19 protein-coding genes are annotated in these 22252 nt (G+C 73.0%); 5 read left to right on the forward strand and 14 right to left on the reverse strand.

The window, feature by feature from the left end; all coding sequences use genetic code 11:
• Positions 1 to 632 precede the first annotated feature (632 nt).
• The 6 genes from WBK31_RS11985 to WBK31_RS12010 all read right to left on the reverse strand — a co-directional run bounded on the left by WBK31_RS11985 (position 633) and on the right by WBK31_RS12010 (position 7350).
• Complete coding sequence (locus WBK31_RS11985) at positions 633 to 1103, reverse strand: TetR/AcrR family transcriptional regulator (protein WP_406674808.1); 471 nt, start codon at positions 1101 to 1103, stop codon at positions 633 to 635.
• A gap of 71 nt (positions 1104 to 1174) precedes the next feature.
• On the reverse strand, positions 1175 to 2053 hold the full coding sequence (locus WBK31_RS11990) for an alpha/beta fold hydrolase (protein ID WP_364070002.1): 879 nt from the start codon (positions 2051 to 2053) through the stop codon (positions 1175 to 1177).
• Positions 2054 to 2056: 3 nt separating this feature from the next.
• Positions 2057 to 4729: an ATP-binding protein gene (locus WBK31_RS11995; RefSeq protein WP_406674809.1), complete on the reverse strand. Its 2673-nt coding sequence runs from the start codon at positions 4727 to 4729 to the stop codon at positions 2057 to 2059.
• Between the two features lie 24 nt (positions 4730 to 4753).
• Positions 4754 to 5686, reverse strand: coding sequence for an MBL fold metallo-hydrolase (locus WBK31_RS12000; protein ID WP_406674810.1), 933 nt, complete (start codon positions 5684 to 5686; stop codon positions 4754 to 4756).
• A gap of 13 nt (positions 5687 to 5699) precedes the next feature.
• The gene (locus WBK31_RS12005) at positions 5700 to 6344 is read right to left on the reverse strand and encodes a TetR/AcrR family transcriptional regulator (RefSeq protein WP_378789647.1); all 645 of its coding nucleotides are present in this window, start codon (positions 6342 to 6344) and stop codon (positions 5700 to 5702) included.
• A gap of 142 nt (positions 6345 to 6486) precedes the next feature.
• Positions 6487 to 7350 carry an NAD(P)H-binding protein gene (locus tag WBK31_RS12010; RefSeq protein WP_406674811.1) on the reverse strand — a complete coding sequence of 288 codons (864 nt, stop codon included), beginning with the start codon at positions 7348 to 7350 and terminating at the stop codon, positions 6487 to 6489.
• An 83-nt stretch (positions 7351 to 7433) separates the two neighbouring features.
• Here WBK31_RS12010 and WBK31_RS12015 point away from each other — a divergent pair, with 83 nt between their 5' ends.
• On the forward strand, positions 7434 to 7955 hold the full coding sequence (locus WBK31_RS12015; RefSeq protein ID WP_364069992.1) for an Rrf2 family transcriptional regulator: 522 nt from the start codon (positions 7434 to 7436) through the stop codon (positions 7953 to 7955).
• Here WBK31_RS12015 and WBK31_RS12020 read toward each other — a convergent pair.
• Together WBK31_RS12020 and WBK31_RS12025 are read right to left on the reverse strand one after the other, a co-directional pair.
• On the reverse strand, positions 7915 to 8235 hold the full coding sequence (locus tag WBK31_RS12020) for an NIPSNAP family protein (RefSeq protein ID WP_364069990.1): 321 nt from the start codon (positions 8233 to 8235) through the stop codon (positions 7915 to 7917). The two genes, WBK31_RS12015 and WBK31_RS12020, sit on opposite strands and share 41 nt — an antisense overlap.
• 21 nt (positions 8236 to 8256) lie before the next feature.
• Positions 8257 to 9207, reverse strand: coding sequence for an NADP-dependent oxidoreductase (locus WBK31_RS12025; protein ID WP_406674812.1), 951 nt, complete (start codon positions 9205 to 9207; stop codon positions 8257 to 8259).
• A gap of 113 nt (positions 9208 to 9320) precedes the next feature.
• Here WBK31_RS12025 and WBK31_RS12030 point away from each other — a divergent pair, with 113 nt between their 5' ends.
• Positions 9321 to 10301: a helix-turn-helix domain-containing protein gene (locus WBK31_RS12030; RefSeq protein WP_364069986.1), complete on the forward strand. Its 981-nt coding sequence runs from the start codon at positions 9321 to 9323 to the stop codon at positions 10299 to 10301.
• Positions 10302 to 10339: 38 nt separating this feature from the next.
• Here the strand turns inward: WBK31_RS12030 and WBK31_RS12035 are convergent, their stop codons facing one another.
• Complete coding sequence (locus tag WBK31_RS12035; RefSeq protein WP_364069984.1) at positions 10340 to 10939, reverse strand: DUF3558 family protein; 600 nt, start codon at positions 10937 to 10939, stop codon at positions 10340 to 10342.
• Between the two features lie 396 nt (positions 10940 to 11335).
• Complete coding sequence (locus tag WBK31_RS12040; protein WP_406674813.1) at positions 11336 to 12556, reverse strand: Gfo/Idh/MocA family protein; 1221 nt, start codon at positions 12554 to 12556, stop codon at positions 11336 to 11338.
• Positions 12557 to 12894: 338 nt separating this feature from the next.
• Between WBK31_RS12040 and WBK31_RS12045 the strand changes: the two genes are divergently transcribed.
• Positions 12895 to 13746: an ROK family protein gene (locus WBK31_RS12045; RefSeq protein WP_406674814.1), complete on the forward strand. Its 852-nt coding sequence runs from the start codon at positions 12895 to 12897 to the stop codon at positions 13744 to 13746.
• On the opposite strand, the gene WBK31_RS12050 is transcribed toward WBK31_RS12045, so the two are convergent.
• Together WBK31_RS12050 and WBK31_RS12055 are read right to left on the reverse strand one after the other, a co-directional pair.
• Entirely contained in the window at positions 13715 to 14071 is a 357-nt protein-coding gene (locus tag WBK31_RS12050) for an LLM class flavin-dependent oxidoreductase (protein WP_406675480.1), read from the reverse strand. The two genes, WBK31_RS12045 and WBK31_RS12050, sit on opposite strands and share 32 nt — an antisense overlap.
• 74 nt (positions 14072 to 14145) lie before the next feature.
• Positions 14146 to 15531, reverse strand: coding sequence for an MFS transporter (locus WBK31_RS12055; RefSeq protein WP_364069976.1), 1386 nt, complete (start codon positions 15529 to 15531; stop codon positions 14146 to 14148).
• A 214-nt stretch (positions 15532 to 15745) separates the two neighbouring features.
• Between WBK31_RS12055 and WBK31_RS12060 the strand changes: the two genes are divergently transcribed.
• The gene (locus WBK31_RS12060; RefSeq protein WP_364069974.1) at positions 15746 to 16792 is read left to right on the forward strand and encodes an RNA polymerase subunit sigma-70; all 1047 of its coding nucleotides are present in this window, start codon (positions 15746 to 15748) and stop codon (positions 16790 to 16792) included.
• Positions 16793 to 16869: 77 nt separating this feature from the next.
• Here WBK31_RS12060 and WBK31_RS12065 read toward each other — a convergent pair whose 3' ends face one another.
• Positions 16870 to 18114, reverse strand: coding sequence for an RNA polymerase sigma factor (locus WBK31_RS12065; RefSeq protein WP_406674815.1), 1245 nt, complete (start codon positions 18112 to 18114; stop codon positions 16870 to 16872).
• Positions 18111 to 18431 carry a YciI family protein gene (locus WBK31_RS12070; RefSeq protein ID WP_406675481.1) on the reverse strand — a complete coding sequence of 107 codons (321 nt, stop codon included), beginning with the start codon at positions 18429 to 18431 and terminating at the stop codon, positions 18111 to 18113. Before WBK31_RS12070 ends, WBK31_RS12065 begins: the two co-directional genes overlap by 4 nt.
• 127 nt (positions 18432 to 18558) lie before the next feature.
• Between WBK31_RS12070 and WBK31_RS12075 the strand changes: the two genes are divergently transcribed.
• Positions 18559 to 22074, forward strand: coding sequence for a protein kinase domain-containing protein (locus WBK31_RS12075; RefSeq protein ID WP_406674816.1), 3516 nt, complete (start codon positions 18559 to 18561; stop codon positions 22072 to 22074).
• Positions 22075 to 22252: the final 178 nt, after the last annotated feature.

Genomic DNA, 22252 nt, shown 5'->3' on the forward strand with positions numbered 1-22252 from the left:
GCGAGCCCGTCCTGGCCTGCTTCGCCTCGACAGGACGCGACCCCGGCCAGTTCGGGCCCGACGCCGACGTCCCGCACGCCGGCAGGCGCGGCGGCGGTGTGGTCGATGCGGCGCTCGTCGTCGCGGGTGGCGAACCCGTTCTCGGTGACGATGAGCGGGGTGCCGCGCCCCAGCTCCCACGAGTGGCGCAGCGCGTTGCCGGGCGAGGCCGGGTAGTACTCCCAGCCGAGGAGGTTCGTCTCACGCCCTCGGGCACCTTCACCGGACCGTCGGGGCCGATCACCGTACGCGAGTAGCTCTGCACGCCGATGAAGCCGTCGCCCGCGGCGGCCTCGGTGAAGAAGTCCTCGCGGTAGTAGCCGTACGCGCGGGCCACCTCCTCGGCGCCGGGCAGCGCCTGGAAGTCCTGTGTGCCGATGGTCCACCCGGACCGCAGCCCGCCGCGCCCGGCCAGCACCTCGCGCGCGGCCTTGTGCGCGCGGACGAGCACCTCCGCCACCTTGACGTCGGGCTCCGGCAGGCGGGCGGCGATCATCTCGACGGCCTCCCAGTCGCGCAGCAGGCAGAGCATGCTCGGCTCGTTGATCGTGCACACCCGGGTGACGTCGTCGAGGACCGGCAGCCGCCAAGTCCTACATCCGGAGGTTGAGCGCGTACTGGTCGTCCAGGTGGCGGGCCCGCAGCGCGGGCGTGGAGGTCATGAGCCGGAGGCGGACGAGCAGGGACCGCCGGTCGGCCTCCGCGCCGTCGCCGGTCAGTGCGGTGGCCGCGGCGACGAGTGCGCGGCCGATGCGGCGTACCAGCGGCTGATCGGGCGGGGAGGCGGTGATGCGCTCGGCGATGAGCTCGCCGTGCTGGTCGATCAGTACGAGATCTTCCTTGGTGGGGAAGTGCCGGTAGAGCGTCATCGGCGACACCCCGGCCGCCTCGGCGACGTCGTTCATGGTCGTCGCGTCGTAGCCGCGCTCGCTGAACGGACGGATCGCGTGCGCCTGGATCGTGCGCTGCGTCTGGACCCGTCGTCGCTCCCGGAGGCTTGAACGCTGTGCCGGCTCGGCAACGCGGACGACGTGGCCGACGTGGTGGCGTTCCTCGCCTCCCACGCCGCCCGCTGGATCACCGGCCAGGTCATCGACGCCAGGCGGCGGCCTGTTCCTGGGGCCACGGTCCTGATTCACCCGGCCGTGTGCGCGAGGATGGCGTCGGCCAGCTCCTCGTGCACCTCCGGCGGCAGCGTGTGCCCCATGCCCTGCACGATCATCAGCCGCGCCCCCGGGATCTGCTCGGCGATGATCGCGCCGTGGCCCGGCTTGGCCGGTTCGTGGCTGCCCTCGATGACCAGGGTGGGGGCCTTGACCTGGTGGAGTACGCCCACCGGCTCGAAGTCGGGCTTGGCCGCCGCGGCCAGCCGGTGGTTGGCGGCCTTCGACAGGTCGCGGGCCCGGTCGTAGATGCGCTCCTGGAGACGGCGCGCCGCGTCCTCGTCGAACGGCAGCCCCGTGCCGTGCAGCACGCGCTGCTCGGCGATCATGGCGTCGATCTGCGCCCGCCGGTCCGCAGGAGGCGGGGCGGCCATGAGCCGGCGGAAGAAGGCCACGAACTCCGGCGTCGGCTCCGGCAGGCTGCCCTCGGGCTGCGGCTGCCCCATCAATGCCCGCACGAGCACCTCGCCCTCGCCACCGCCGAGCGGGGACGAGCCGATGACGGTCAGCGTACGCACCCGCTCAGGACGCTCCACCGCGATGAGCTGCCCGAGCAGGCCGCCCGCCGAATGGCACACCAGGTGCGCGCTTTCCAGGCCGTGCTTGTCCATCACGCGGTAGACGTCGTCCTTGATGTCCTCCCACGTGTACGGGTTCGCTTCGAAGTCCACGGTGTCCGACATGCCGGTGTCGCGGTGGTCGTACCGGATGACCCGGCGGCCCCCGGCGGTGAGCCGGCCGACGAACTCGTCAGGCCACAGGACACCCTGCGACATCGAACCCATGATCAACAGGATCGGCTCGTCCGTGCCGGCGCCGAACTCTTCACTCCAGATGTTCACGTTCTGCATGCCTCACAGCATGCCGCCGCCGCTTACGGGTGCCTTCCGTAGAACTACCAGCCGCGCCAGATCAGTACGGGAGCTGATCCCCAGCTTCGGATACATCTTGTACAGGTGGTATTCGACGGTACGCGGGCTCAGGAAGAGCCGGGCCGCGATCTCCTTGCTGGACAGCCCGTCGGCGACCAGGCCCGCGATGCGCAGCTCCTGCGGCGTCAGCACGTCCAGCACGTCGGCGGCCGGTGCCTGCCCGCTCTCGCCCGCCGCCCGCAGCTCGTCCTGCGCCCGCCGCGCCCACGGCCGGGCACCCGCCTGCTCGAACGTCTCCAGCGCCGCCCGCAGATGCGCCCGCGCCTCACCGGGCCGCTGCGTCCTGCGCAGCCGCTCGCCCAGCAGCAGCGCCGTCCTCGCCGCCTCGAACGGGTTGGTGTGCAGCCGCAGCGCCTCGGCGAAGGCGTCATCGGAACCTTCGACCAGGCCGCGGCAGCGGGCCAGCAGGGCCTGCGACTCGGCCGTGGCGGCGTTCGCCGACCACCGCTCGTACGCGGCCAGCGCCGCCCGCGCGCCCTCCTCGTCGCCCGCGCTCACGGCGGCCTCGACCCGATCCGGGGCCGTCCGCCACACCACGGTCGGATGCCCGGCCCCCGGCCCCGCCGCGACGACGGCCTTGAACCGGTCGTGCGCCGCCGCGTACCGGCCGAGACACAGATCGAGCAGCGCCAGCGCGTACGACGCCACCCCCGCGCGCATCCCCACCCGGTGCGGGATCGCGATGGCCAGCGCCTCGCGGGCCTGCCGCGCGCACAGCTCCTCCTCGCCCCGCAGCGCCGCCACCGCCGCCAGGTTGGCGAGGTGCGCGGCGACGGTGTTCGTGTATCCGGCCTCGCGTGCCAGCTCCAGCCCCTCCTCGGAGAGGGCCTGGCTGCGCGCCAGCCGCCCGGCCAGGCGCTCCGCCGTCGCTGTGAACTCCAGCACGACCGGCAGCTGCCCGCTCATCCCCGACACCCTGGCGACCCGCCCGGCCCGCTCGGCCAGCTCATTGGCCAGGTCGTTCTCGCCCAGGTAGCTGGCCGCGGCCGCCGCCCACAGGTGCTCGGCCGCGTCCTCCAGCTCGCCGGCCCGCGACAGAGCCCGCGACAGGGCCCGCCGCAGCAGGCCCGGCCCCTCGGGGTCGCCGTCCAGGGTCAGGCCGATCCCGGCCACCGTGTCGCGCAGGAACCCCTCGGGGTGCGCCGCCGCCCGCCGGCCCAGCTCGGCGATCGCCTTCGTGTCGCCGACGTACGAGGCCGCCTCCACGGCGTCGGCCAGCATGTCCAGGCCGTCGCCCGCCGACAGGATGCGTACGGCCTCGGCGGCGTCCCCCGAGTTCAGCTCGAACCGGCCGCGCAGCCGGGCGATCTCCATGGCGAGACGCGCGTCATCGCCGGCGCGCTCGCGGGCCTCGGCCAGCAGCGACTGCGCCTGACCAGGACGCCCGCCGAGCCAGGCGGCGACGGCGGCGTCCTTCAACCGCGCGGCACGGACGCGCGGGTCCGGGGTCAGCTCGGCGGCCCGGGACAGGGCGGTGGCGGCGGCGCCGTACCCGCCGCGCTCGCGCGCCCGCTCGGCGGCGGCCACCAGCGCGGCGGCGACCTGCTCGTCCTGGCCCAGCGTGGCACCCGCCAGGTGCCAGGCGCGGCGGTCGTCGCAGGCCAGTTCCGCCAGCACGGCGTGCACCCGGCGCACGTCGGCGGGGGAGGCCGCCTCCAGGATCGCGGAGCGGACGAGCGGATGCCGGAACCGCACGGTCGCGCCCGACACCTCGGCCAGCCCCGACTCCTCCAGCTCCGCCAGCGCCGCCTGCCCGCCGGCCAGCCGCTCGGCGGCCCCGAGCACCAGCGGGAGGTCGGCCTCGACGGCGGCGATCAGGGCGACGAGACCGGCTTCGGGGGACAGGGCGGCGACCCGGTCGCCGAAGAGGCGCGCGCCGCCGGGCAGCGGGTCGGGCAACGGCTCGTCCCCGGCGAGCTGCGCGGGCGTCAGGCGGGCGACGATCTCGTGGAGCGCGAGCGGGTTCGCGCCGGTCAGCGCGACGAGTTCCCGCCGTACCCGGTCGGGCAGCTCGCCGTGGCGCTCCCGCAGCAGCTCGTCGGCGGCGGACTCGGGCAGCCCCCCTACGTCCACCGTCCGCGGCACCCCCTTGACGGGGGCGTCACCGCGTACGGCGAACAGCATCGCGATGCGTTCCGTGCCCAGCCGCCTGGCGGCGAACAGCAGCGCGTCGGCCGAGGCCCGGTCGATCCACTGGAAATCGTCGATCACGCAGATCAGCCCGTCCGGCACGGCCGCCTCGGCCAGCAGCGACAGGACCCCGGCCCCCACCAGGAACCGATCGCCCGCACCGCCCGGCTCCAGCCCCAGGGCCGCGCCCACGGCGAGCCGCTGCGGCTCGGGCAGCGCGCCGAGCGACCCGAGCACCGGCCACAGCACCTGGTGCAGCGCCGCGAACGCGAGATCGGACTCCGACTCGACGCCCGTGGTCCGCAGCACCCGCATCCCGCCGCCGCGCGCGGCCGCCGCGTCGAGCAGGGCCGTCTTGCCCGTCCCCGCCTCACCGCGCACGACGACCGCGCCGCCGGAGCCGTCACGCGCCCGCGCGATCACCTCGTCGAGCGCGCCCATCTCCGCAGACCTTCCGTAGAGCACGGGCACCCACTGTAGGGGCGCCCGTCACCTGGTGGGGAAGGCGGCCCACTTGTTGACGGCGAAGCCGTCGCCGTTCTTGCGCACCTCGGCGGCACTGTGTCCGGGCCAGTGGGCGGGGAAGATCAGCTCGCGCTGGTCGGCGGCGCGTTCGAGATAGGCGCGGCGGGTCTTGGCGGCGAGCTGCAGGTCGTCGCAGAAGCAGCTGTTCCAGCGCGGATCGAGGACCTGTACGGGGCTGTGCAGCATGTCGCCGACGAAGACCGCCCGGTCGGGGCCGGAGCGCAGGGTGAGCACGGACGAGCCGGGGGTGTGCCCCGGTGCGGGCTCGAGCGTCAGGTTGCCGTCGATGCGGTGGCCGCCCTCCCACAGCACCGCCTGCCCGGCCTCGTGGATGGGCGCGATGCTGTCGTTGAACACGAGCTTGCTGCCCTCCCAGCGGATGCGCTCGTGATCGTCGCGCGGCGCCCGGCGCAGGTGGGCGTTCGCCGGGTCGAAGTAGGTGTTGTCGACGCGCGGGATCAGGTACGTGGCGTTCGGGAACGTCGGCCGCCACGCCCCGTCGCGCCACTCGGTGTTCCAGCCGACGTGGTCATAGTGGATGTGCGTGTTGACGACGACGTCGACGTCCTCTGGTGCGACCCCGGCCGCGCGCAGGCGGTCGAGAAAGTCCGTCTGCAGATCGGCGAACAGCGGGATCTGCGGGCGCTCCCTGCCGTTGCCGACCCCGGTGTCCACCAGGATCGTCTTGCCCTCGCTGCGCAGCACCCAGGTCTGGATGTGGCAGAGGTAGGCGTCGTCGGCGGGGTTCCAGAAGTCGGGCGCGAGCCAGTCCTCGTTGCGCCGCCAGGTCTCCTCGTCGCTGTCCGGGACGATGAAGCGGGCGGTGCGGACGGGGCCGGACCACTCGATGACGCGGGTGATCTCGACGTCGCCGAGAACGATCTTGTATGCGGGCATGAAACGGGATCTCCTAAAGCTGCGGGCCAGGCGAGGCGGGGCCGTAGCGGGCCAGGAACGTGCGTACGGCCTCCTCGATCACCACCTCGGCGGACGGCTGGGCGGCGATCTCCTCCTCGAAGGCCATCACCCCGGGCCACACGAGGAACTCCTGCACCAGCCCCATGAACTGGCGGGCCGCGAGGTAGGTGTCCTCGCAGCGCAGGAGGCCGCGCTCGACCAGGTCGTCCAGACAGGCGGTGAACGCCGCCGCCACCGGTCCCTTACCCAGCCGGTAGAACTCGTCGGCGATCCACGGAAGCCGGGCGGACTCGGTGACCACGAGCCGGGCGAAGCGGATCTGGTCGGTCTCGGTGGCGAAGCGCCGCAGCGAACGGGCGAACTCCCGCAGGACGTCCTCGGCGCTCGCACCCGCATCACACGTGATGCTCTTGCCATCGAAGGACTCCCAGTGGTAGCGGAGCATCTCGCGGAAGACCGTCTCCTTCGCGCCGAAGCGGTTGTAGACGGTCTGCCGCGAGACGCCGGCCCGCTCGGCGACCCGCTCCACGGTGACGCCGGCGTAGCGGTCGGCCAGGAACAGCTCCTTCGCCGCCGCGAGGATCTTCCCGTCCGATGAAGATCTGCGCCGCCGCGTCTGCGCCGGCCGGTCCGTCATGCCGCCGCGCTCCTCACTCGCCTGCCGTTCACGAATTTAGACTTTACAGTACAGTCTAAACAACGGTGCGAACGGCGGGATTCCGCGCGGTCAGGCGGCTCTTGAACGCGAGCCGGTCCGCAGCGTCAGGCGATCCCCGGCGTCAGGAGCCCTTCAGCGCGGTGCGTACGACGTCCGCCAGCGCGGTCGGCCGCCGCCCGGTGATGTCGGCGACCGCCGAGGTCACGGTGGCGAGGAAGCCGCCCCGCGTCGCCGCGCCGAACGACGTCATCACCCGCGCCGCCTCCTCGGGCACACCGGCCGCCCGCAGGCCGGCGGCGTACGCGGCGTCGTCCACCTCCACCAGCTCCACGTCCCGGCCGCCGATCTCGCGCGCGAGCGCCGCCAGGTCGGCCGCGGTCAGCGCCTCGGGCCCGGTGATGTCGTACGCCTGCCCCTCGTGCCCGCCCTCGGTGAGCACCGCCGCGGCCGCCGCCGCGCAGTCCTCCCTGGTCACGTAGGCGACGGCGCCGTCTCCGCCGTTGCTCACCAGCCGGCCCGACGCGATCGCCTGCTGGATGCGGGCGGTCTGCATGTGCGCGTACAGGTTGTTGCGCAGGAACGTCCAGCTCATGCCGCTGTCGCGCAGCGCCTGCTCCGTGCCGGCGTGATCGGCGACCACCAGCGCCGGGTTGTCCGGCACCGGCTCGGGGACCGAGGTGTAGATCACGTGCCGCACCCCGGCAGCGGCGGCGGCCTTGACCGCCGCGCGGTGCCCGTCGAGGCGCACGCCCACCACGTCGGTGGAGATGAGCACCAGCCGCTCGACGCCCGCGAACGCGGTGTCGAGCGTGGCGGGCTCGCCGAAGTCGGCCCGCCGCACCTGGACGCCGCGGGCGGCGAGATCGGCGAGCGCCTCGGGGCGGCGCGTGGTCAGCACGACCTCTCGCGGGTCGGTGGTCTGCAGCACGTACTCGGCGGTGGCGCGTCCCAGAGGGCCGGAGGCGCCTGTGATGGCGATCGTCATCCCGATGCTCCTATTCGCAATCATCAAAGTTGCGAATTGATTATACTGTAGCCATCACGGTTGCGATATGACAGGATGGCGGCATGGCACGGTCGAAGAACACGCAGTTCGCCGTGGCCGTGCACGTCCTGACCTACCTCGCGGGCCAGACCGACGGCCGCCCGGTCAGCTCCGACGAGCTGTCGGAGAGCACCAACGTCAACCCCGTCTACGTACGCCGCGTGCTCGGGCCGCTGCGCGAGGCCGCGCTGGTGCGCTCGCGCCCCGGCGTGCGCGGAGGCTGGGAGCTGGCCGCCGACCCCCGCGACATCACGCTCGCCCAGGTCTGGCGGCTGCTCCAGGGCGACGACCCGGTGCTCGGGCTGCACGGGCCCGATCCGGCGTGCCCGATCGGCCGCAACATCCAGGAGTCGCTGACCTGCCTCGACCAGATGGTGGCCGACGCCGTCGCCGCGGAGCTGGAGCGGTTCACCGTCCTCGACGTGCTGACCAGGGCCCTCACGGATGAGCCGGACGGGCGGCAGAGCCCGGACCCGGCGTCCGGGGCGGGCCCTGTCCGCGCCGTCACCTCAGGGGAGACGCCGGGGTCGGCGTCACACGGGTGACCACGGTCCTCTCCCGGATCAGCAGGTCGTAGACGACCGGGCCGATCTCGTTCTTCCAGCGGTCGCTCTCGTAGACGGCCTCGTACAGCGCCTTCTTCTCCTCCTCGTCATCGAAGCGGCGGATCCAGACGTAGCCGTCCGGGTCCTCCGCGTCGACGAAGGAGGCGGTCACGTCCATGCCCTGCGCGGTCTGGAACGGGATGACCACGTCCTCCATGTAGCGCACCCATTCGTCGCGGCGTCCGGGCTTGGCCTGGTAGCGGCGGATCTCGTAGAACATCGTGTCACTCGGAAGGCCGCGTCAGTTCACGGTGAGGACGAGCTTGCCGCGGGTGCGGCCGGTCTCGCCGCGCTCGTGCGCCTTGGCGGCCTGCTCCAGCGGGAACGTCTCCTCCACCTCGACACGGACGTGACCCGCGTCGATCAGGCCCGCGATCGTGTCCAGCGCGGGACCGTCCGGCTCGACCAGGTACGCGCTGGTGCGCACCCCGGCCTCCTCGGCCGCCTCGGCCAGCTCGGGGGAGACGCCGCCGGGCACGGCCACCAGCAGGCCGCCGCGGCGCAGCGTCCGCAGGGAACGGGTGCTCGTCCGGTCCTGCCCGTCACCGATCAGGTCGATGACGACGTCCACGTCCTCGGCGACGTCCTCGAAACGGGTGGTCGTGTAGTCGATGGTCTCCTCGGCGCCCAGCTCCTTCAGCCAGGAGTGGCGGGCGGCGCGGGCCGTGCCGATCACGTGGGCGCCCAGGTGGCGGGCGAACTGCACCGCGAAGTGCCCGACACCGCCGGCGGCGGCGTGGATCAGCACGCGCTGGCCCTCCTGCACGTGGGCGGTGGCGGTCAGGATCTGCCAGGCGGTCAGCGCGGCCAGCGGCACGGCGGCCGCGTGCACGTGGTCGAGCGTGGCCGGCTTGCGGGCCCACTGGCGGCTCGGTGCGGTCACGTACTCGGCGTACGCGCCGGCCGCGCGCGGGAACCACGGCATGCCGTACACCTCGTCGCCGGGCCTGAGCGTGTGCACACCGAAGCCGACCTTCTCCACGACGCCCGAGACGTCCCAGCCCAGGATCAGCGGGAACGTCTGCAGGCCCGCCATGCCCTGGCCCGCCCGGGTCTTCCAGTCCACCGGGTTGACCCCGGCCGCGTGCACGCGTACCAGGACCTCGGTCGGCAGCGGCTCCGGGCGCTCCACGTCCTCCACGGTCAGCACCTCGGGCCCGCCGAACTCCTTGATCGTGACAGCTCGCATCATGTCCTCCCTCGGGTTCCGTGCCGGGAGCGTCACCCCCGGCAGGAAGAAAGAGTGGCCGAGGGCGAGGGACCTGTGTGAGTGGCCGGAGAGCCATCTACCGTACAATTCCGGCCATGACGCATCGCGTGGCCGTTCTCGCGCTCGACGGCGTGCTGCCGCTGGATCTGGGCATCCCGGCTCGCGTGTTCAACGAGGCCTGCGAGCCCGACGGAACCCGCCTGTACTCGGTCACCACCTGCTCCATCGGCGGCAGGCCCGTACGCACCCACGAGGACTACAAGATCGTCGTAGACCACGACGAGTCGCTGCTGGAGAGCGCCGACACGGTCGTGATCGCCACGCAGGAGCCCAGCGAGCGGCTGCTCGCGACCGGCGAGCCGCCCGATGACGTCGCCGCCGCGCTGAAGCGCATCGGGCCGGACACCCGCATCGTCAGCCTGTGCACCTCCGCCTTCCTGCTCGCCGCCGCCGGGCTGCTGGACGGCCGGCGGGCCACCACCCACTGGGCGCTGTGCGACCGGCTGGCGCGGCTGTTCCCCAAGGTCGAGGTCGATCCGAACGTCTTGTTCGTCGACAACGGCCGCATCCTGACCTCCGCCGGCGGCGCGGCCGGCATCGACCTGTGCCTGCACCTGGTCCGCATGGACCACGGGGCGGCGGTCGCCGCGGCCGCCGCGCGGCGCTGCGTGGTCGCGCCCTGGCGCGAGGGCGGGCAGGCGCAGTTCATCGAGCACCCGGTGCCGCAGGACACCGACCGTTCGACGTCGGCCACCCGGCAGTGGGTGCTGGACAACCTGGCCGAGCCGATCACACTGGAGGACATGGCCAGGCACGCGAACATGAGCGTGCGCACGTTCACCCGCCGCTTCCGCAGCGAGGTGGGCAGCAGCCCGCAGAAGTGGCTGGCGCAGCGTCGGCTCGCGCACGCGCGCCTGCTGCTGGAGACCACCGAGCTGCCGATCGCGCGCATCGCCACCGCCTGCGGCTTCGGCGACCCCGTCGCCTTGCGCAAGCACTTCTACGCCAACCTCGGCCTGTCCCCCCTGGCCTACCGCCGCGCCCACCACGCCCCGGAACCGGCGGCCGCCTCGTAACGGCACCGGCGGGGACCCATACGTTCAGCGGATGTGAGTCAGCGCGGCGGCGACGACCGCGGCTCCCATCGGACATTGGCGTCCTGTGAAACCCCTCGGTCCGGGATGGTCGTCGTCCCGATCAGATGATCGACATCGTCCACAGCGACGAAGATGAAACAGATGCGCTGGAACTCGGCCTGTATGCCCCGGTGCAAACCCACCGGCACCTGCGTGACGCGCCCGTCCTTGGTCATCGTCTTCGCAAAGGACAGCGGCACGTCGAGGTCGAGGCTGACGCTCTGTCCCGCCACCTCCCACCTGCACACCTCCCCGCCCTTGGTCGAGCTGTGCTCTCCCTCCTCCTTGATGCCGAGGGCCGCGCGGTCGCGCTCGTCGAGGGCCAGGCACGGCTTCGACCTCAGCTCCTTCAGCGAGTACTTGCGCAGCGGTGCAGAAGGCGAGGGGGTGGAAGGCGAGGCGGAGGAGGACGAGGGAGTGGCGGAAGAGGGGACCGGTTGGGGGGACGCTCCTCGCGCGGCGGGCTGCCCGCTCGCGCAGTCGGCACTGAGCGCGACAGCGGCGAGCGCGAGCGCCGGTCCGGCGTTCAGGTGACCGAGCCCGCTCCAGGAGCGCCGGGGGCTGCCTGATCGCGGCATGCCCGCATGGTAGACGCATCCTCCCGGGACCGCTCCCTGCGATCCGGCTGCTCCAACGGCTGCCGGAAGGACCACGTCGCACCGGACGAAGCGGGCACTGCTCTACGATCACGCACCTGACGGAGCTGAGGCCACGAGCCGGCGCACGCTGACCGAGGGCTCGACCAGGCCTGCGGTCGGCGTGAACGCCACCAACGCCCAGCTCCCGGTCAGCGACGTCGCCGTCTACGCCAACACCGTCCGGGGCGGCGGGTTCGGCTACAGCGCGAACGTCACCTTCCGCCGGGAGCCGCAGCGCTGACGCCCCAGAAGGGCGTTCCCAAAGGGCGTCTCGGAGGGGCGTCTCAGCGGGGCGTCTCAGCAGGGCGTCTCAGCAGGGCGTCTCAGCAGGGCGTCTCAGAGGGTGACGACCGTCCCGGTGAGGCGGGACTCCTCCGCCGCCCAGGCGACCTCATGGCTGTGCAGGCTCTCCCGGGGATCCGACAGGATCGTGGCCGGGTCGTCCCGGGTGAGCGCGTCCAGGAAGGCGGCGATCAGGCCCTGGTCGCCGCCTCCGTGGCCGTCGGCGGGCGGGTTCGTCTCGATGACCTCGGCCTCGCCGGTCACGAAGTCGGTCACGGTGATCGTGGCGCCGTCACCCTCAAGGAAGCCGCGGGTGCCGAAGATGCGGGTCCTGCGGTGGGACATCGGGGAGAACGCGGTCATGGTGAACGAGGCCGTCGCCCCGCCGTCGAAGTCCAGGTTCACCACCTGGTGGTCCACCACGTCGTTGTCGCAGGCGTACACGCACCTGCCGTACGGGCCCTCGCGCAGCGCCCGCAACAGGCCCGCCTCCGTCGGGTCGTCAGTGAGCACCGAGAGGGGCCAGCGCTTCTCCTCGCCCACGTACGGCGAATAGATGCGCCTGGCGTCGTACGGACAGCCGGCCGCGACGGCGCAATCGAGGCAGCGGTCGGCGGCGCCCGCCGGGCGGTTCTCCGCCGTGAAGTGCTTCAGGCCGCCGAACGACGATACCCGGGCGACGCGGCGGCCCATCACGTACGTCAGCCAGTCGAGGTCGTGGCACGACTTGGCGAGCAGCATGAACGTGGCCTGGTCCGCACGGCGCCACTTGCCCCGCACGTACGAGTGGGCGTGATGCCACCAGCCGACGGGCTCCAGGTGCTCGATGGTCACGATCTCCCCGAGCCGCCCGCTGTCGAGCACGTCCTTCACCCGCCGGGTGTAGGTGGTGTAGCGCAGCACGTGACAGACCGCGAATATCACGCCGGAACGTTCGGCCGCCGCGACGATCCGGCGGCAGTCCGCCAGATCGGTGGCCATCGGCTTCTCCAGCAGCACGTGGTAACCCAGCTCGGCGAAGCGCACCGCCGGTTCCACGTGGTCGGCGTCCAGCGTCGCGATCACCACCGCGTCCGCGAGCCGGGGCCGCTCGGCGAGCTCCCGCCAGTCGCCGAAGGCCAGGGCCTCCGGGTACTCGGCGAGCAGCGCGTCCCTGCGCCGCCGATCGGGCTCGGCCACGGCGGCGAGCCTGGCGCGGCCGTCCATCGTCGCGTACCTCGTGTACTTCGTCCCCCGGTCGCCCGCCCCGACCAGCGCCAGCCCGATGTGCGGCATGCTTTCCGCTCCAATTATGAGAAGATACGTCATAAAGCTAGGGTCGCTGCAGTCCTACGGTCAAGAGGATTTATGACAACTCCTGGCATAACTCGCGACGCGGCGCTGCTGCGCCGGCTCAACACCCGCGCCACCCTGCACGCGCTGCGCCGGGGCGGGCCGCAGACGCTGACGCAGCTCGTGCGCGCCGCCGGCCTGTCGCGGCAGACCGCCGAGGCGGCGCTCGCCGACCTGACCGCGCGCGGGCTCGCACGCGAGGTCGCGCCGGCCGAGGGCGGGGCGGGCCGGCCCGGCGCTTCGCGTTCCGGGCGGACGCCGGTCACGTCGTCGGCCTGGACGTGGGGCCGCGGCGCATCCTCGCCATGCTGGCCGACCTCAACGGCGACGTCGTCGCAGAACGCCGGCTCGACACGGACGAGCACCTGCCCGCCGCCGAGCGCCTCGCGCTGGCCGAGCGGGCCGCCACCGCCTGCGTCGAGGCGGCCGGACCGGCGCGCGGCGGCGTGTGGGCGGCCACGGCGGGCACCTCGGGCGTCGTGGACCGCTCGGGCAGGGTGACGATCTCGACTCTCATCCCCGGCTGGACGGGGCTCGACCTCGCCGGGCAGGTGGGCCGATGGTTCGGCTGCCCCGGCTTCGCGGCGAACGACGCCAACCTCGCCGCCGTCGCCGAGCACTGGCGAGGCAGCGCACGCCACGTCGACGACCTGGTCTACGTGCTCACCGGCTACCGGGCGGGCCACGGGCTGCTGCTCGACGGCCGCCTGCGTACCGGCCGCACCGGCAGCGCCGGCGAGCTGGGCAGGGTCCCGCTCACCGGCTGGGAGGACGCGTCGGTGGTGCTCGCCGAGGCGGGCCGCGGCGCGGACGAGCTCTTCCAGGCCGCACGGGCGGGCGAGCGGCAGGCGCTCGCGCTGGTGGACCGGCTCGCCCACGGGCTCGCGCGGGGTGCGTCCGTGCTCGTGGCCGCGGTGGACCCCGAGCTGGTCGTCGTGGGCGGCACGCTGGCACGCGGGGGAGAGGTGCTGCTGGAACGGATGCGGGCGCACCTGGCCGAGATGTGCCTCAACCCGCCGGAGGTCGCGCCGTCCACGTTCGGCGAGGAGAGCATCGCGTACGGCGCCGTACGCATGGCGCTCGACCACGCCGAGCAGAAACTCATGGAGCCGTACGCCGCCGCGGCACCGTAGCCGCCCGCGCCCTGGCCGCTGCCGGCGTCTCCGCCTGACGGAGCAAGTCGTCGCCGCCGAGGCTGAGCGTGACTTCCGCGTCGCCCGCCTTCGTGGCCTCGCCGCGGATGAGGCCGGGCAGCACGCGCAACGCCTCATCGGTCCGGCGCTCCCTGTCCCGCGCGGGAGCCCCGACGGCCCGCCAGAACGGCGAGCCGGGGAAACCGCCGATCCCGACGCCGAGCACGACCCGGCCACCCGACCGGTGCTGGAGCGTCTGCACCTGCGCCGCGACCAGGGCGACAGGACGCAGCGGGAGGCTCAGGACGCCGAACTCCAGCCCGATCCATCCGCATCGTGATCCTCCCGTGTCTCCGGATCACGCTGGAAACTCAACCAGGGTTGAGGTCAACCGGCGGTTCAGGGCCTGGCCTGCTGAAGGTCCTCCGGCGGTGCCGGCTCGGCCGCGCCCCCGGCGTCCTCGTCAGGCGAGGAGGTGACGCGCTCGCTGAGCCGGCGGTACGGGCGGCTGCGCAAGGCGACGACGGTGGCGAGCAGGCCGATGACGCCGGCCGCCATGAAGATGACGGCGAGCCCGCGGTCGGTGCCGGTGCCGAACCAGCCGCCGATCGCCCGGGCGCCCGCGCCGTCCGTCATGAACGGGATGACCACGAACTGCGCGATCGGCGAGATCAGGAACGCGGTGAGCGGCGACGCGGCCTGTTCCACGCTCTGCGCGAAGCCGAACACCCGCCCCTGCCGCTCGTACGGCACCACCTTCTGCAGGATCGTCTGCTCCGCGGCCTCGGCGTACGGCACGAGCAGCATGTACGCGTACATCCCCACAGACAGCAGCACGATCGAGGAGCGCACCGGGAACAGCACGGTCACCCCCCACAGCACGAGGTTGGTGAGCAGCAGCACCCGCAGCGGGTTGCGGCTCAGACCGGTACGCGAGACGAGCAGCCCGCCCACGATGAACCCGGTGCTCAAAACGCCCCAGAGCAGCCCCCACACCTGCACGGGCACCAGCGTCAGCCCGTACGGGTCGATCAGCGCCATGAAGACGCCGCCGAGGAAGTTGTTGAACGTGGTGAACAGGATCAGCGCCGTCAGCCCCGGCACCTCGCCGACCAGCCGCATCGTGCCGCGCAGATCCACCGACCGCTTCGGCGCGTCCTCCTGCGCGGAAGCCTCCGGATTCCCCGGAACGCGGACGGCGGCCAGATGCAGCAGCGCGAGCACCAGCGCCCCCAGGCCGAGCACGAGCACCCAGTACATGCCGCCGAGTGCGACGAGCCCGCCGCTGAACACCGACGTGACCAGGAAGCTCACCCCCGTCGAGCTGCCGACCAGCCCGTTGGCGCGGTCCCTGCCCTCCTCGGGGATCAACAGCGTCACCAGCGTCGGCAGCGCGATCGTGCGGATGTTGCCCGCGATGACGCCGAACATCAGCAGCACGACCATCACCCAGAGCGGCACGCCGGCCGGATCGGTGAACGACTCCTGCGGCACCGTCAGATAGACGGCCAGCGCCCCGGCGTAGAGCACGAGCGACGCCAGCGCCGACAGCTGCATCATCGCCTTCTTGGAGTGGTGATCGACCAGGCTGCCGAACCAGATGCCGGACAGCGCCGTCAGCACCAGGAAGATGCCGGAGATCACGCCGGTCGCGAAGACCGAGTGCGTCTGCAGATAGACGTAGAAGGTGATGGCGAACCACGCGGTGCTGTTGACCACCGACACCAGAACGGTGTTGGCCAGCAGCTGGTAGAAGGTCTTGCGATCGCCGGGGATGACGCTCACGCCGCGGCTCCTGTGGCAAACGATGTGCTCCTGCGCACGGGTTGCGCGCCGCGCATAATCGTGCTGTCCTCGTCAGTAGACATCAACAGATTTTCCGTTCTCAGGGGTCGGTGCGAATCCGTCGGTAGTTAAGACCCGCCGGAACGGGCGAACTCATCGCGGTGCCGAGGCACGCGAGTCGTCCGGCCGTGCGGCGCACACCGATGGAGGAGACATGAGGGAAGCCACCGACCGGCCGCACACCACGACCGAGGCCGAGCTGCTCGACGCGGCGCGGGCCGGCGACGGCGACGCGTTCGGAGACCTGGTGGGCCCGCTGCGCGGGGAGCTGCGGGCGTACTGCTACCGCATGCTGGGGTCGGTGCACGACGCGGAGGACGTGGTGCAGGAGACCCTTGACCGGGCCTGGCGGGGCCTGGGACGGGTCGAGCATCGTGGGTCGTTCCGCCCGTGGCTGTACCGGATCGCGACCAACCGCTCCCTGACGCTCATCGAGCGGCGCGGCCGCCGCGAACTGCCCGCCGACCTGCGGCCCGACGGCCCATCGGCGGGGGACGTGGCGTGGCTGGAGCCCTACCCCGACCGGCTGATGGGCTGGGTGGACCGGCTCGGTCCCGAGGCGCGCACGCTCCAGCGGGAGAGCATGGAGCTCGCGTTCGTCGCCATGCTCCAGCACCTGACCGCCGTGCAGCGCGCCGCCCTGCTGCTGCGGGACGTCCTCGGCTACAGCGCGGGCGAGGCCGCCGAGGTGCTGGACACGAGCCGGCCCGCCGTCAACAGCGCGCTGCAGCGGGCCAGGAAGGTCCTCGCCGCGCGGCGTCCCGAGGAGAGCCAGCAGCAGGCGCTCGCCGCGCTCGGCGAGGCCGGCCGGCGGGACGTCGCCCAGCGCTACGCCGAAGCGTGGGAGAGCGGCGACGCCGACGCCATCCTCGCACTGCTCACCGAGGACGCCCGGATCTCGATGCCGCCGCTGACCGAGCTGTACCGCGGGCACGCCGAGATCCGCATCTTCCTGAGCGAGGTGCTGGGGCAGCGCTGGCGCGTCCTGCCCACCGAGGCGAACGGGCAGCTCGCGTTCGGCACGTACGCCTGGGACGGCCGCTCCGCCTACCAGCCCGCCGGCCTCGACCTCATCACCGTGCGCGGCTCCAGGATCGGCGAGGTGGTCTCCTTCCTGACCGCCGACTTCACCTCCTTCGGCCTGCCCGCCCGGCTCCCGGAGGGGTACGCGCGCACGCGGCACGCGTTCGCGATCGTCTAGCCCGGACATCCGGTACGCCCTGGCAGAGCCGTCCTGGCCGTGGCCGTCCACGGCCAGGACCGCCGCTTGTGTGACCGTCAGCCTTGGGCCGTCTCCGCGGCGCGGGCGAGCAGGGCGCGGCGTTCCGCGTCGGTGTGGGCGACGGCGGCGGCCTCGCGGAACAGGGCCGCCGCGCGGCCGCGGTCGCCGAGCCTGGCGGTGAGGTCGGCCTCGGCGGCGAGGGCCAGCGGGTGGCCGTCCAGCTCGCCGCCCGCACGGGCGCCGGCCAGCAGGGCAAGGCCCTCCCGAGGGCCGTACGCGTAGCCGTGCGCCACGGCGCGGTTCAGCTCGACGGCCGGCGTGGAGCGGATGCGGGACAGCTCGTCGTAGCAGCGTGCGATCTGCGCCCAGTCCGTATCCGCCACCGACGGTGCCGTCGCGTGGCAGGCGGCGATGCGGGCCTGCAACTCGTACGGGCCGCACACGGTGATACGGTCCCCGAAACCGCCCTCCGCCGGCTCGGCCAGGATGCCGAGGGCCTCGGCGATCGCGGCGCGGTCCCAGCGCGACCGGTCCTGCCGCTCCAGCGGCACCAGCTCACCGGCGCGGTCGCGACGGGCGTCCCGCCGCGAGTGCTGCAGCAGGAAGAGCGCGAGCAGCGCCGCCACCTCGTCCTGCCCCGGCATCAGCCGCCGCAGCAGCCGTGCCAGCCGGACGGCCTCGTCGGCGAACGCGGGCTCGCCGTCGGCGTTGTAGCCCTGCGTGAACAGCAGGTACAGCACGGAGAGCACACCGGGCAGCCGCTCGTCCAACGCAGGGCCGCTCGGCACCCGGTACGGGATGCGCGCCGCCGCGATCTTGTGCTTGGCCCTGGTCAGGCGGCGGGTCATGGCCGACTCGGTGACCTGGAAGGCACGGGCGAGCTCGGCGGCCGGCACCGCGCAGATCGTCCGCAGCGTCAGCGCCACGCGCGCCTCCAGCGCCAGCGCCGGATGGCAGCACGTGAAGATCAGTCTCAGGCGATCGTCCACGATCTCCTCCCCGCCGCTTTCACCGCTCGTCCACGGGCCGTCGCCGGCGTCCACCGAGAGCGCGGCCAGCTCCTCCAGCTTCCGGCGTTCCAGCGAGGCGCGGCGCAGCGTGTCGATCGCGCGGTTGCGCGCCACCGTCATCAGCCAGCCGCTTGGATTGGGCGGAACGCCGTCTTCCGGCCACCGCTGCACGGCACGCGCCAGCGCCTCCTGGGCGCAGTCCTCGGCCAGCGTCCAGTCGCCGGTGACGCGGATGAGCGTGGCCACGATGCGCGCGTACGCGTCCGCGGCCACGCTCTCCAGGACGTTCACGCCTCCAGGACCGGGCGCAGCTCCAGACGCCCCTCCCTGACCATCGGGTGGGCGCGGGCCACCTCGATCGCCTCGTCGAGGTCGGCGCATTCGAGCAGATCGAAGCCGACGATCATCTCCTTGGTCTCGGTGAACGGGCCGTCGGTGAGGATCAGTTCGCCGTTGCGCACGCGGACGGTGGTCGCCGCCGACCCCGACGCCAGCGCCCCGCCCTGCAGCCGCCGCCCGCGGGTGTCGTTGTCGGCCACCCAGGCCTCGATGTCCGGCAGGTTCTCCCTGTCGGTGTCGGGCTCGGGGTCGTTGCAGACGAACATCATGTACTTCACTGCGTGCTCCTCCTCGGATTGCGGTTCACCATAGTCACGAACGGGACCTGCCCATCCGGACACGTCCACGAGGAAGAGCTTCAGGAACCACGGCGGCCACGCGCGCATCTAACTCGCCGTGGAAGCGCTCACCGCTGGGGATCCGCAGCGGATCGGGGACTACTGGATCGCCGGGCGGCTCGGCTCCGGCGGCCAGGGCGTCGTCTATGACGCCTATGACGGGGAGGGGCGCAGGGTCGCGCTCAAGGTGCTGCACGCGGTCGACGACCAGGCGAGCCGCGACCGGTTCGCCAAGGAGGCGACGGCGGCGCGGCGGGTGGCGTCGTTCTGCACGGCGCGGGTGCTGGGCTGCGACATGTCGGGCGAGCGGCCGTACATCGTCAGCGAGTACGTGCCGGGCCCGAGCCTGCGCCGGGTGGTCGAGCGGGGACGCAGGTTCACCGGCGACGACCTGCACCGGCTGGCCACCGCGATCGCCACCGCGCTGACCGCCGTGCACGAGGCCGGGGTGATCCACCGCGACCTGAAGCCGGACAACGTGCTGCTCAGCGCCGACGGCCCGCGCGTCATCGACTTCGGCATCGCGCGCACCCTGGAGATGTCGCTGACCAGGACCGGCGAGGTGGCGGGCACGCCCACGTACATGGCGCCCGAGGTGTTCACCGGGCAGCGCGCGGGAGCGCCGGCCGACGTGTTCGCCTGGGGCGCGATCGTGGTGTTCGCCGCCACCGGCGAGGACCCGTTCAGGGCCGACAATCTGGGCGGCGTCATGCACCGCGTGCTGTCGCACCACCCCGACCTGAGCGCGCTGCCGCCTGCGCTGGCCTTGCTGGTCTCGGCCGCGCTGGAGAAGGACCCGGCGGCCCGTCCGGCCGCCCGCGACCTGCTGCTCGCCCTGGTCGGCGGCGTCGGTGTCCCGCTGCTGGAGGCGGGCAGCAGGGCGGCGGCGGGCGTGCACGTGCCCGAGCAGGCCGACCCGGCGCTCGGCACGATCGCCGAGGACGCCTACGGCGCGCTCACCCCCGACGAGCGCGAGCTGGCCGCCGCGGTCTTCCTCCGCCTGGTGACGGTGACCGACGACGGCCACGAGACCGTACGCCACGCGCTCAAAGAGGACCTGCTCGCCGGCCGCTCAGAACGCGAGGTCCAGGCCATCGAGCACATACTCAAGGCGTTCTCCTACCTGGTGACGCAGCAGGACGACGCCGTACGGCTGTCGCGTCCGGCGCTGCTGCGCGCCTGGCCCCGGCTGCGGATCTGGGTGGACGGCGACCGCGACGGCCTCGCCGTGCTCGCCAGGATCAGCGACGCCGCCCGCCACTGGGACGACAACGGCCGCAAGGACGCCGACCTGCTCCAGGGCAGCCGCCTGGACGAGGCGCTGACCTGGGCCGCCACCGGACGCCGGCACATCACGCTGACCCCGCGCGAACGCGACTTCCTCGCCGCCGGCACCGGCCTGGCCAGGCGGCGCGTGCGCCGCAGGCGGCTGACCACGGCGGCGCTGGCCGGGCTGCTCGCGGTGGCGCTCGCGGCGGGCGGCATCGCCGTGCTGCAGGGCAGGCAGGTGGCCGAGCAGAGCCGCGTGGTGGCACGCCAGCGCGACCAGGCCGTCGGGCGGCAGGTCGCGGCGGAGGCCGACCGGCTGCGGACCACCGACCCGGTCAAGGCGATGCTGCTCAGCGTGGCCGGCTGGCGGCTGGCCCCCGGCTCCGACACCCGGCGCAGCCTCACCACGTCGCTGACCATGCCGGAGAGCGGCGTCTTCCGCGACCCGGGCGCCAAGGGCGTCTCGGCCGCGGCGTCGGCGGCCGGCGGGCGTGTCCGCGCCATCGCAGGGGAGGACGGCGTACGGGTCTACGACGTGCCCGCGGGGCGGCAGACCGCGTTCTGGCCGTGGCCTGAGGGGATGGACATGCTGCCGACCGCGGCGGCGCTCAGCCCGAGCGGCCGCACCCTAGTCGTCGTCAGCAGGCAGACCGCCACCGCCTGGGACACCGCCACCGGCAAGAAGCTGCGCGAGCACCGCGTCACCGAGGGCAGTCCCGGCGTGCACGTCGTCTTCGACGGCCACGAGAGCCTGGCCGCCGTCATGCGCGAGAACACGCTGGAATTCCTCTGGGACACCAGAACGGGCGCGTCCTACACGCCACGCCTGTGGGCCGAGCACACCCCGGCGATCGCGCCGTCCGGCGACTACATCGCCGGGGTCGAGATGAACCAGCGCGGGCTCAAAGTGATCCACCTGCCCGACCTCAAGGTCCACGCCCGCATCCCGAAGACGTGCGGCTCGGTGGTGGCGTTCACGCCCGACGGCAGGCGGCTGCTCTGCGCGAACGGCGACATCACCGCCTGGGACCTCGCCACCGGGACCAAGGTCCCTGACGAGGACCGGCCGTTCTGGCAGCCGTCGGCGGCGAGGTACCTGCCGGGTGGGCGGCTGCGGATCAGCCCCGACGGCCGCCGCCTGCTCGGCGTCGAGGGCAGCACCCTGCACCTGTGGGACGCCGCCGGCGGCGACGAACTGGCCGTCTACCACGCAGAAGGCGAGCCCGAGGACGCCTGGCTGGAACGCGACGGCCACACCGTCCGCTACCTGCTCGACAACTCCACCATCACCGCCGACCTCGGCTCCCGCCTGACCTCGGCCCGGCTGCCCGGCGGCCAGCAGGTCGTCGCGTTCGCCGGGAACGGCCGCCTGGCCGCCACCGCCAAAGGGCCGGAGCCGCTGCGCCTGTGGGACGGCCGCCGCCTCGGAGCTCCGATGGAGGGCAGCGGGGGCGCGACCGGAGCGGTGTTCGACCCGGCGGGCCGGCGGCTGGCCGCCGAAGCCCTCGACTCCTCTGTCGGGCTCTGGGACGTGACCTCCGGCCGCCGCCTGTGGCGGTACCCGGTGCCGCGCCGGCAGGGCGTGCTGGCGAAGGCGTTCACGCCGGACGGCCGCAGCCTGGTGCTCTCGCTGACGGAGCAGAGCGAGCGCGACGCCCGCAACGAGCTGATCGTCCTCGACGCGGGCACCGGCCGGGTGCTCGCCCGGCACGCCCTCGCCACCTCCACCGGCTCGATCGAGCCCACATCCGACGGCACGGCCGTGGTGACCGGCACCGGGACCGTGTACGACCTGCGCACCGGCAAGGCCACAGGGCCCGGCTTCGGCCGCGCGGGCCAGGTCGTCGCGGTCAGTCCCACGGAGCCGCTGCTCGCACTCGGCTCAGGGACGGTCGAGCTGTGGGACCTCACCAAGGGCGCCGAGCTGCCGCCCGCGCTGCGCGTGGCGAGCGAAGCCCAGGTCGAGGCCATGCGGTTCAGCCACGACGGCTCCCTCATCGCCTTGATCGGCAGGTCCATGGGGGAGACGTTCAACGACGTCTACAGCGTCCAGGTCTGGGACGTCGCCGCCCGTGAGCGCCTCGGCTCCTTCCCCATCGGCATCCTCGACCGGCTCGCCTTCAGCGCCGACGACCAGACCCTGTACGTCTCCGGCAACGGCGAACACACCGTCACCACCATCCCGGTCGGGGCGCAGGGCGTGGCCAGGCTCGTGTGCGAGCGAGCGGGCCGTACGCTCACCGGCCAGGAGTGGCGTCAGTACCTGAAGGACGTGCCCTACCGCGACGTCTGCGCCGACCTGTGACGCGCGGGGCCGGACCCGGCCATCCGGACCACGCGCCGGAGAGAAGCGATCAGCTCGCTGACGGGCGTCGGCCACGCTGAAGACTTGGAACGATGCAATCCCGCAGGGGATGCGATCGAGCCCGTTCGAAGGGCCGCGAGCGGGCCACCGGCCGGAGCCGCCGCCTCTGAAAGTTTCG

The organism is Nonomuraea sp. N2-4H, from assembly GCF_045291505.1.
Classification (GTDB): Bacteria; Actinomycetota; Actinomycetes; order Streptosporangiales; family Streptosporangiaceae; genus Nonomuraea; species Nonomuraea fastidiosa.

What these genes read in the sequence shown, in the direction of transcription:
- WBK31_RS11990 (WP_364070002.1), bottom strand. Translation starts at nt 2,053, where the DNA reads ATGCAGAACGTGAACATCTGGAGTGAAGAGTTCGGCGCCGGCACGGAC.
- WBK31_RS12000 (WP_406674810.1), bottom strand. Translation starts at nt 5,686, where the DNA reads ATGCCCGCATACAAGATCGTTCTCGGCGACGTCGAGATCACCCGCGTC.
- WBK31_RS12005 (WP_378789647.1), bottom strand. Translation starts at nt 6,344, where the DNA reads ATGACGGACCGGCCGGCGCAGACGCGGCGGCGCAGATCTTCATCGGAC.
- WBK31_RS12010 (WP_406674811.1), bottom strand. Translation starts at nt 7,350, where the DNA reads ATGACGATCGCCATCACAGGCGCCTCCGGCCCTCTGGGACGCGCCACC.
- WBK31_RS12015 (WP_364069992.1), top strand. Translation starts at nt 7,434, where the DNA reads ATGGCACGGTCGAAGAACACGCAGTTCGCCGTGGCCGTGCACGTCCTG.
- WBK31_RS12020 (WP_364069990.1), bottom strand. Translation starts at nt 8,235, where the DNA reads ATGTTCTACGAGATCCGCCGCTACCAGGCCAAGCCCGGACGCCGCGAC.
- WBK31_RS12025 (WP_406674812.1), bottom strand. Translation starts at nt 9,207, where the DNA reads ATGATGCGAGCTGTCACGATCAAGGAGTTCGGCGGGCCCGAGGTGCTG.
- WBK31_RS12030 (WP_364069986.1), top strand. Translation starts at nt 9,321, where the DNA reads ATGACGCATCGCGTGGCCGTTCTCGCGCTCGACGGCGTGCTGCCGCTG.
- WBK31_RS12035 (WP_364069984.1), bottom strand. Translation starts at nt 10,939, where the DNA reads ATGCCGCGATCAGGCAGCCCCCGGCGCTCCTGGAGCGGGCTCGGTCAC.
- WBK31_RS12040 (WP_406674813.1), bottom strand. Translation starts at nt 12,556, where the DNA reads ATGCCGCACATCGGGCTGGCGCTGGTCGGGGCGGGCGACCGGGGGACG.
- WBK31_RS12060 (WP_364069974.1), top strand. Translation starts at nt 15,746, where the DNA reads ATGAGGGAAGCCACCGACCGGCCGCACACCACGACCGAGGCCGAGCTG.
- WBK31_RS12070 (WP_406675481.1), bottom strand. Translation starts at nt 18,431, where the DNA reads ATGATGTTCGTCTGCAACGACCCCGAGCCCGACACCGACAGGGAGAAC.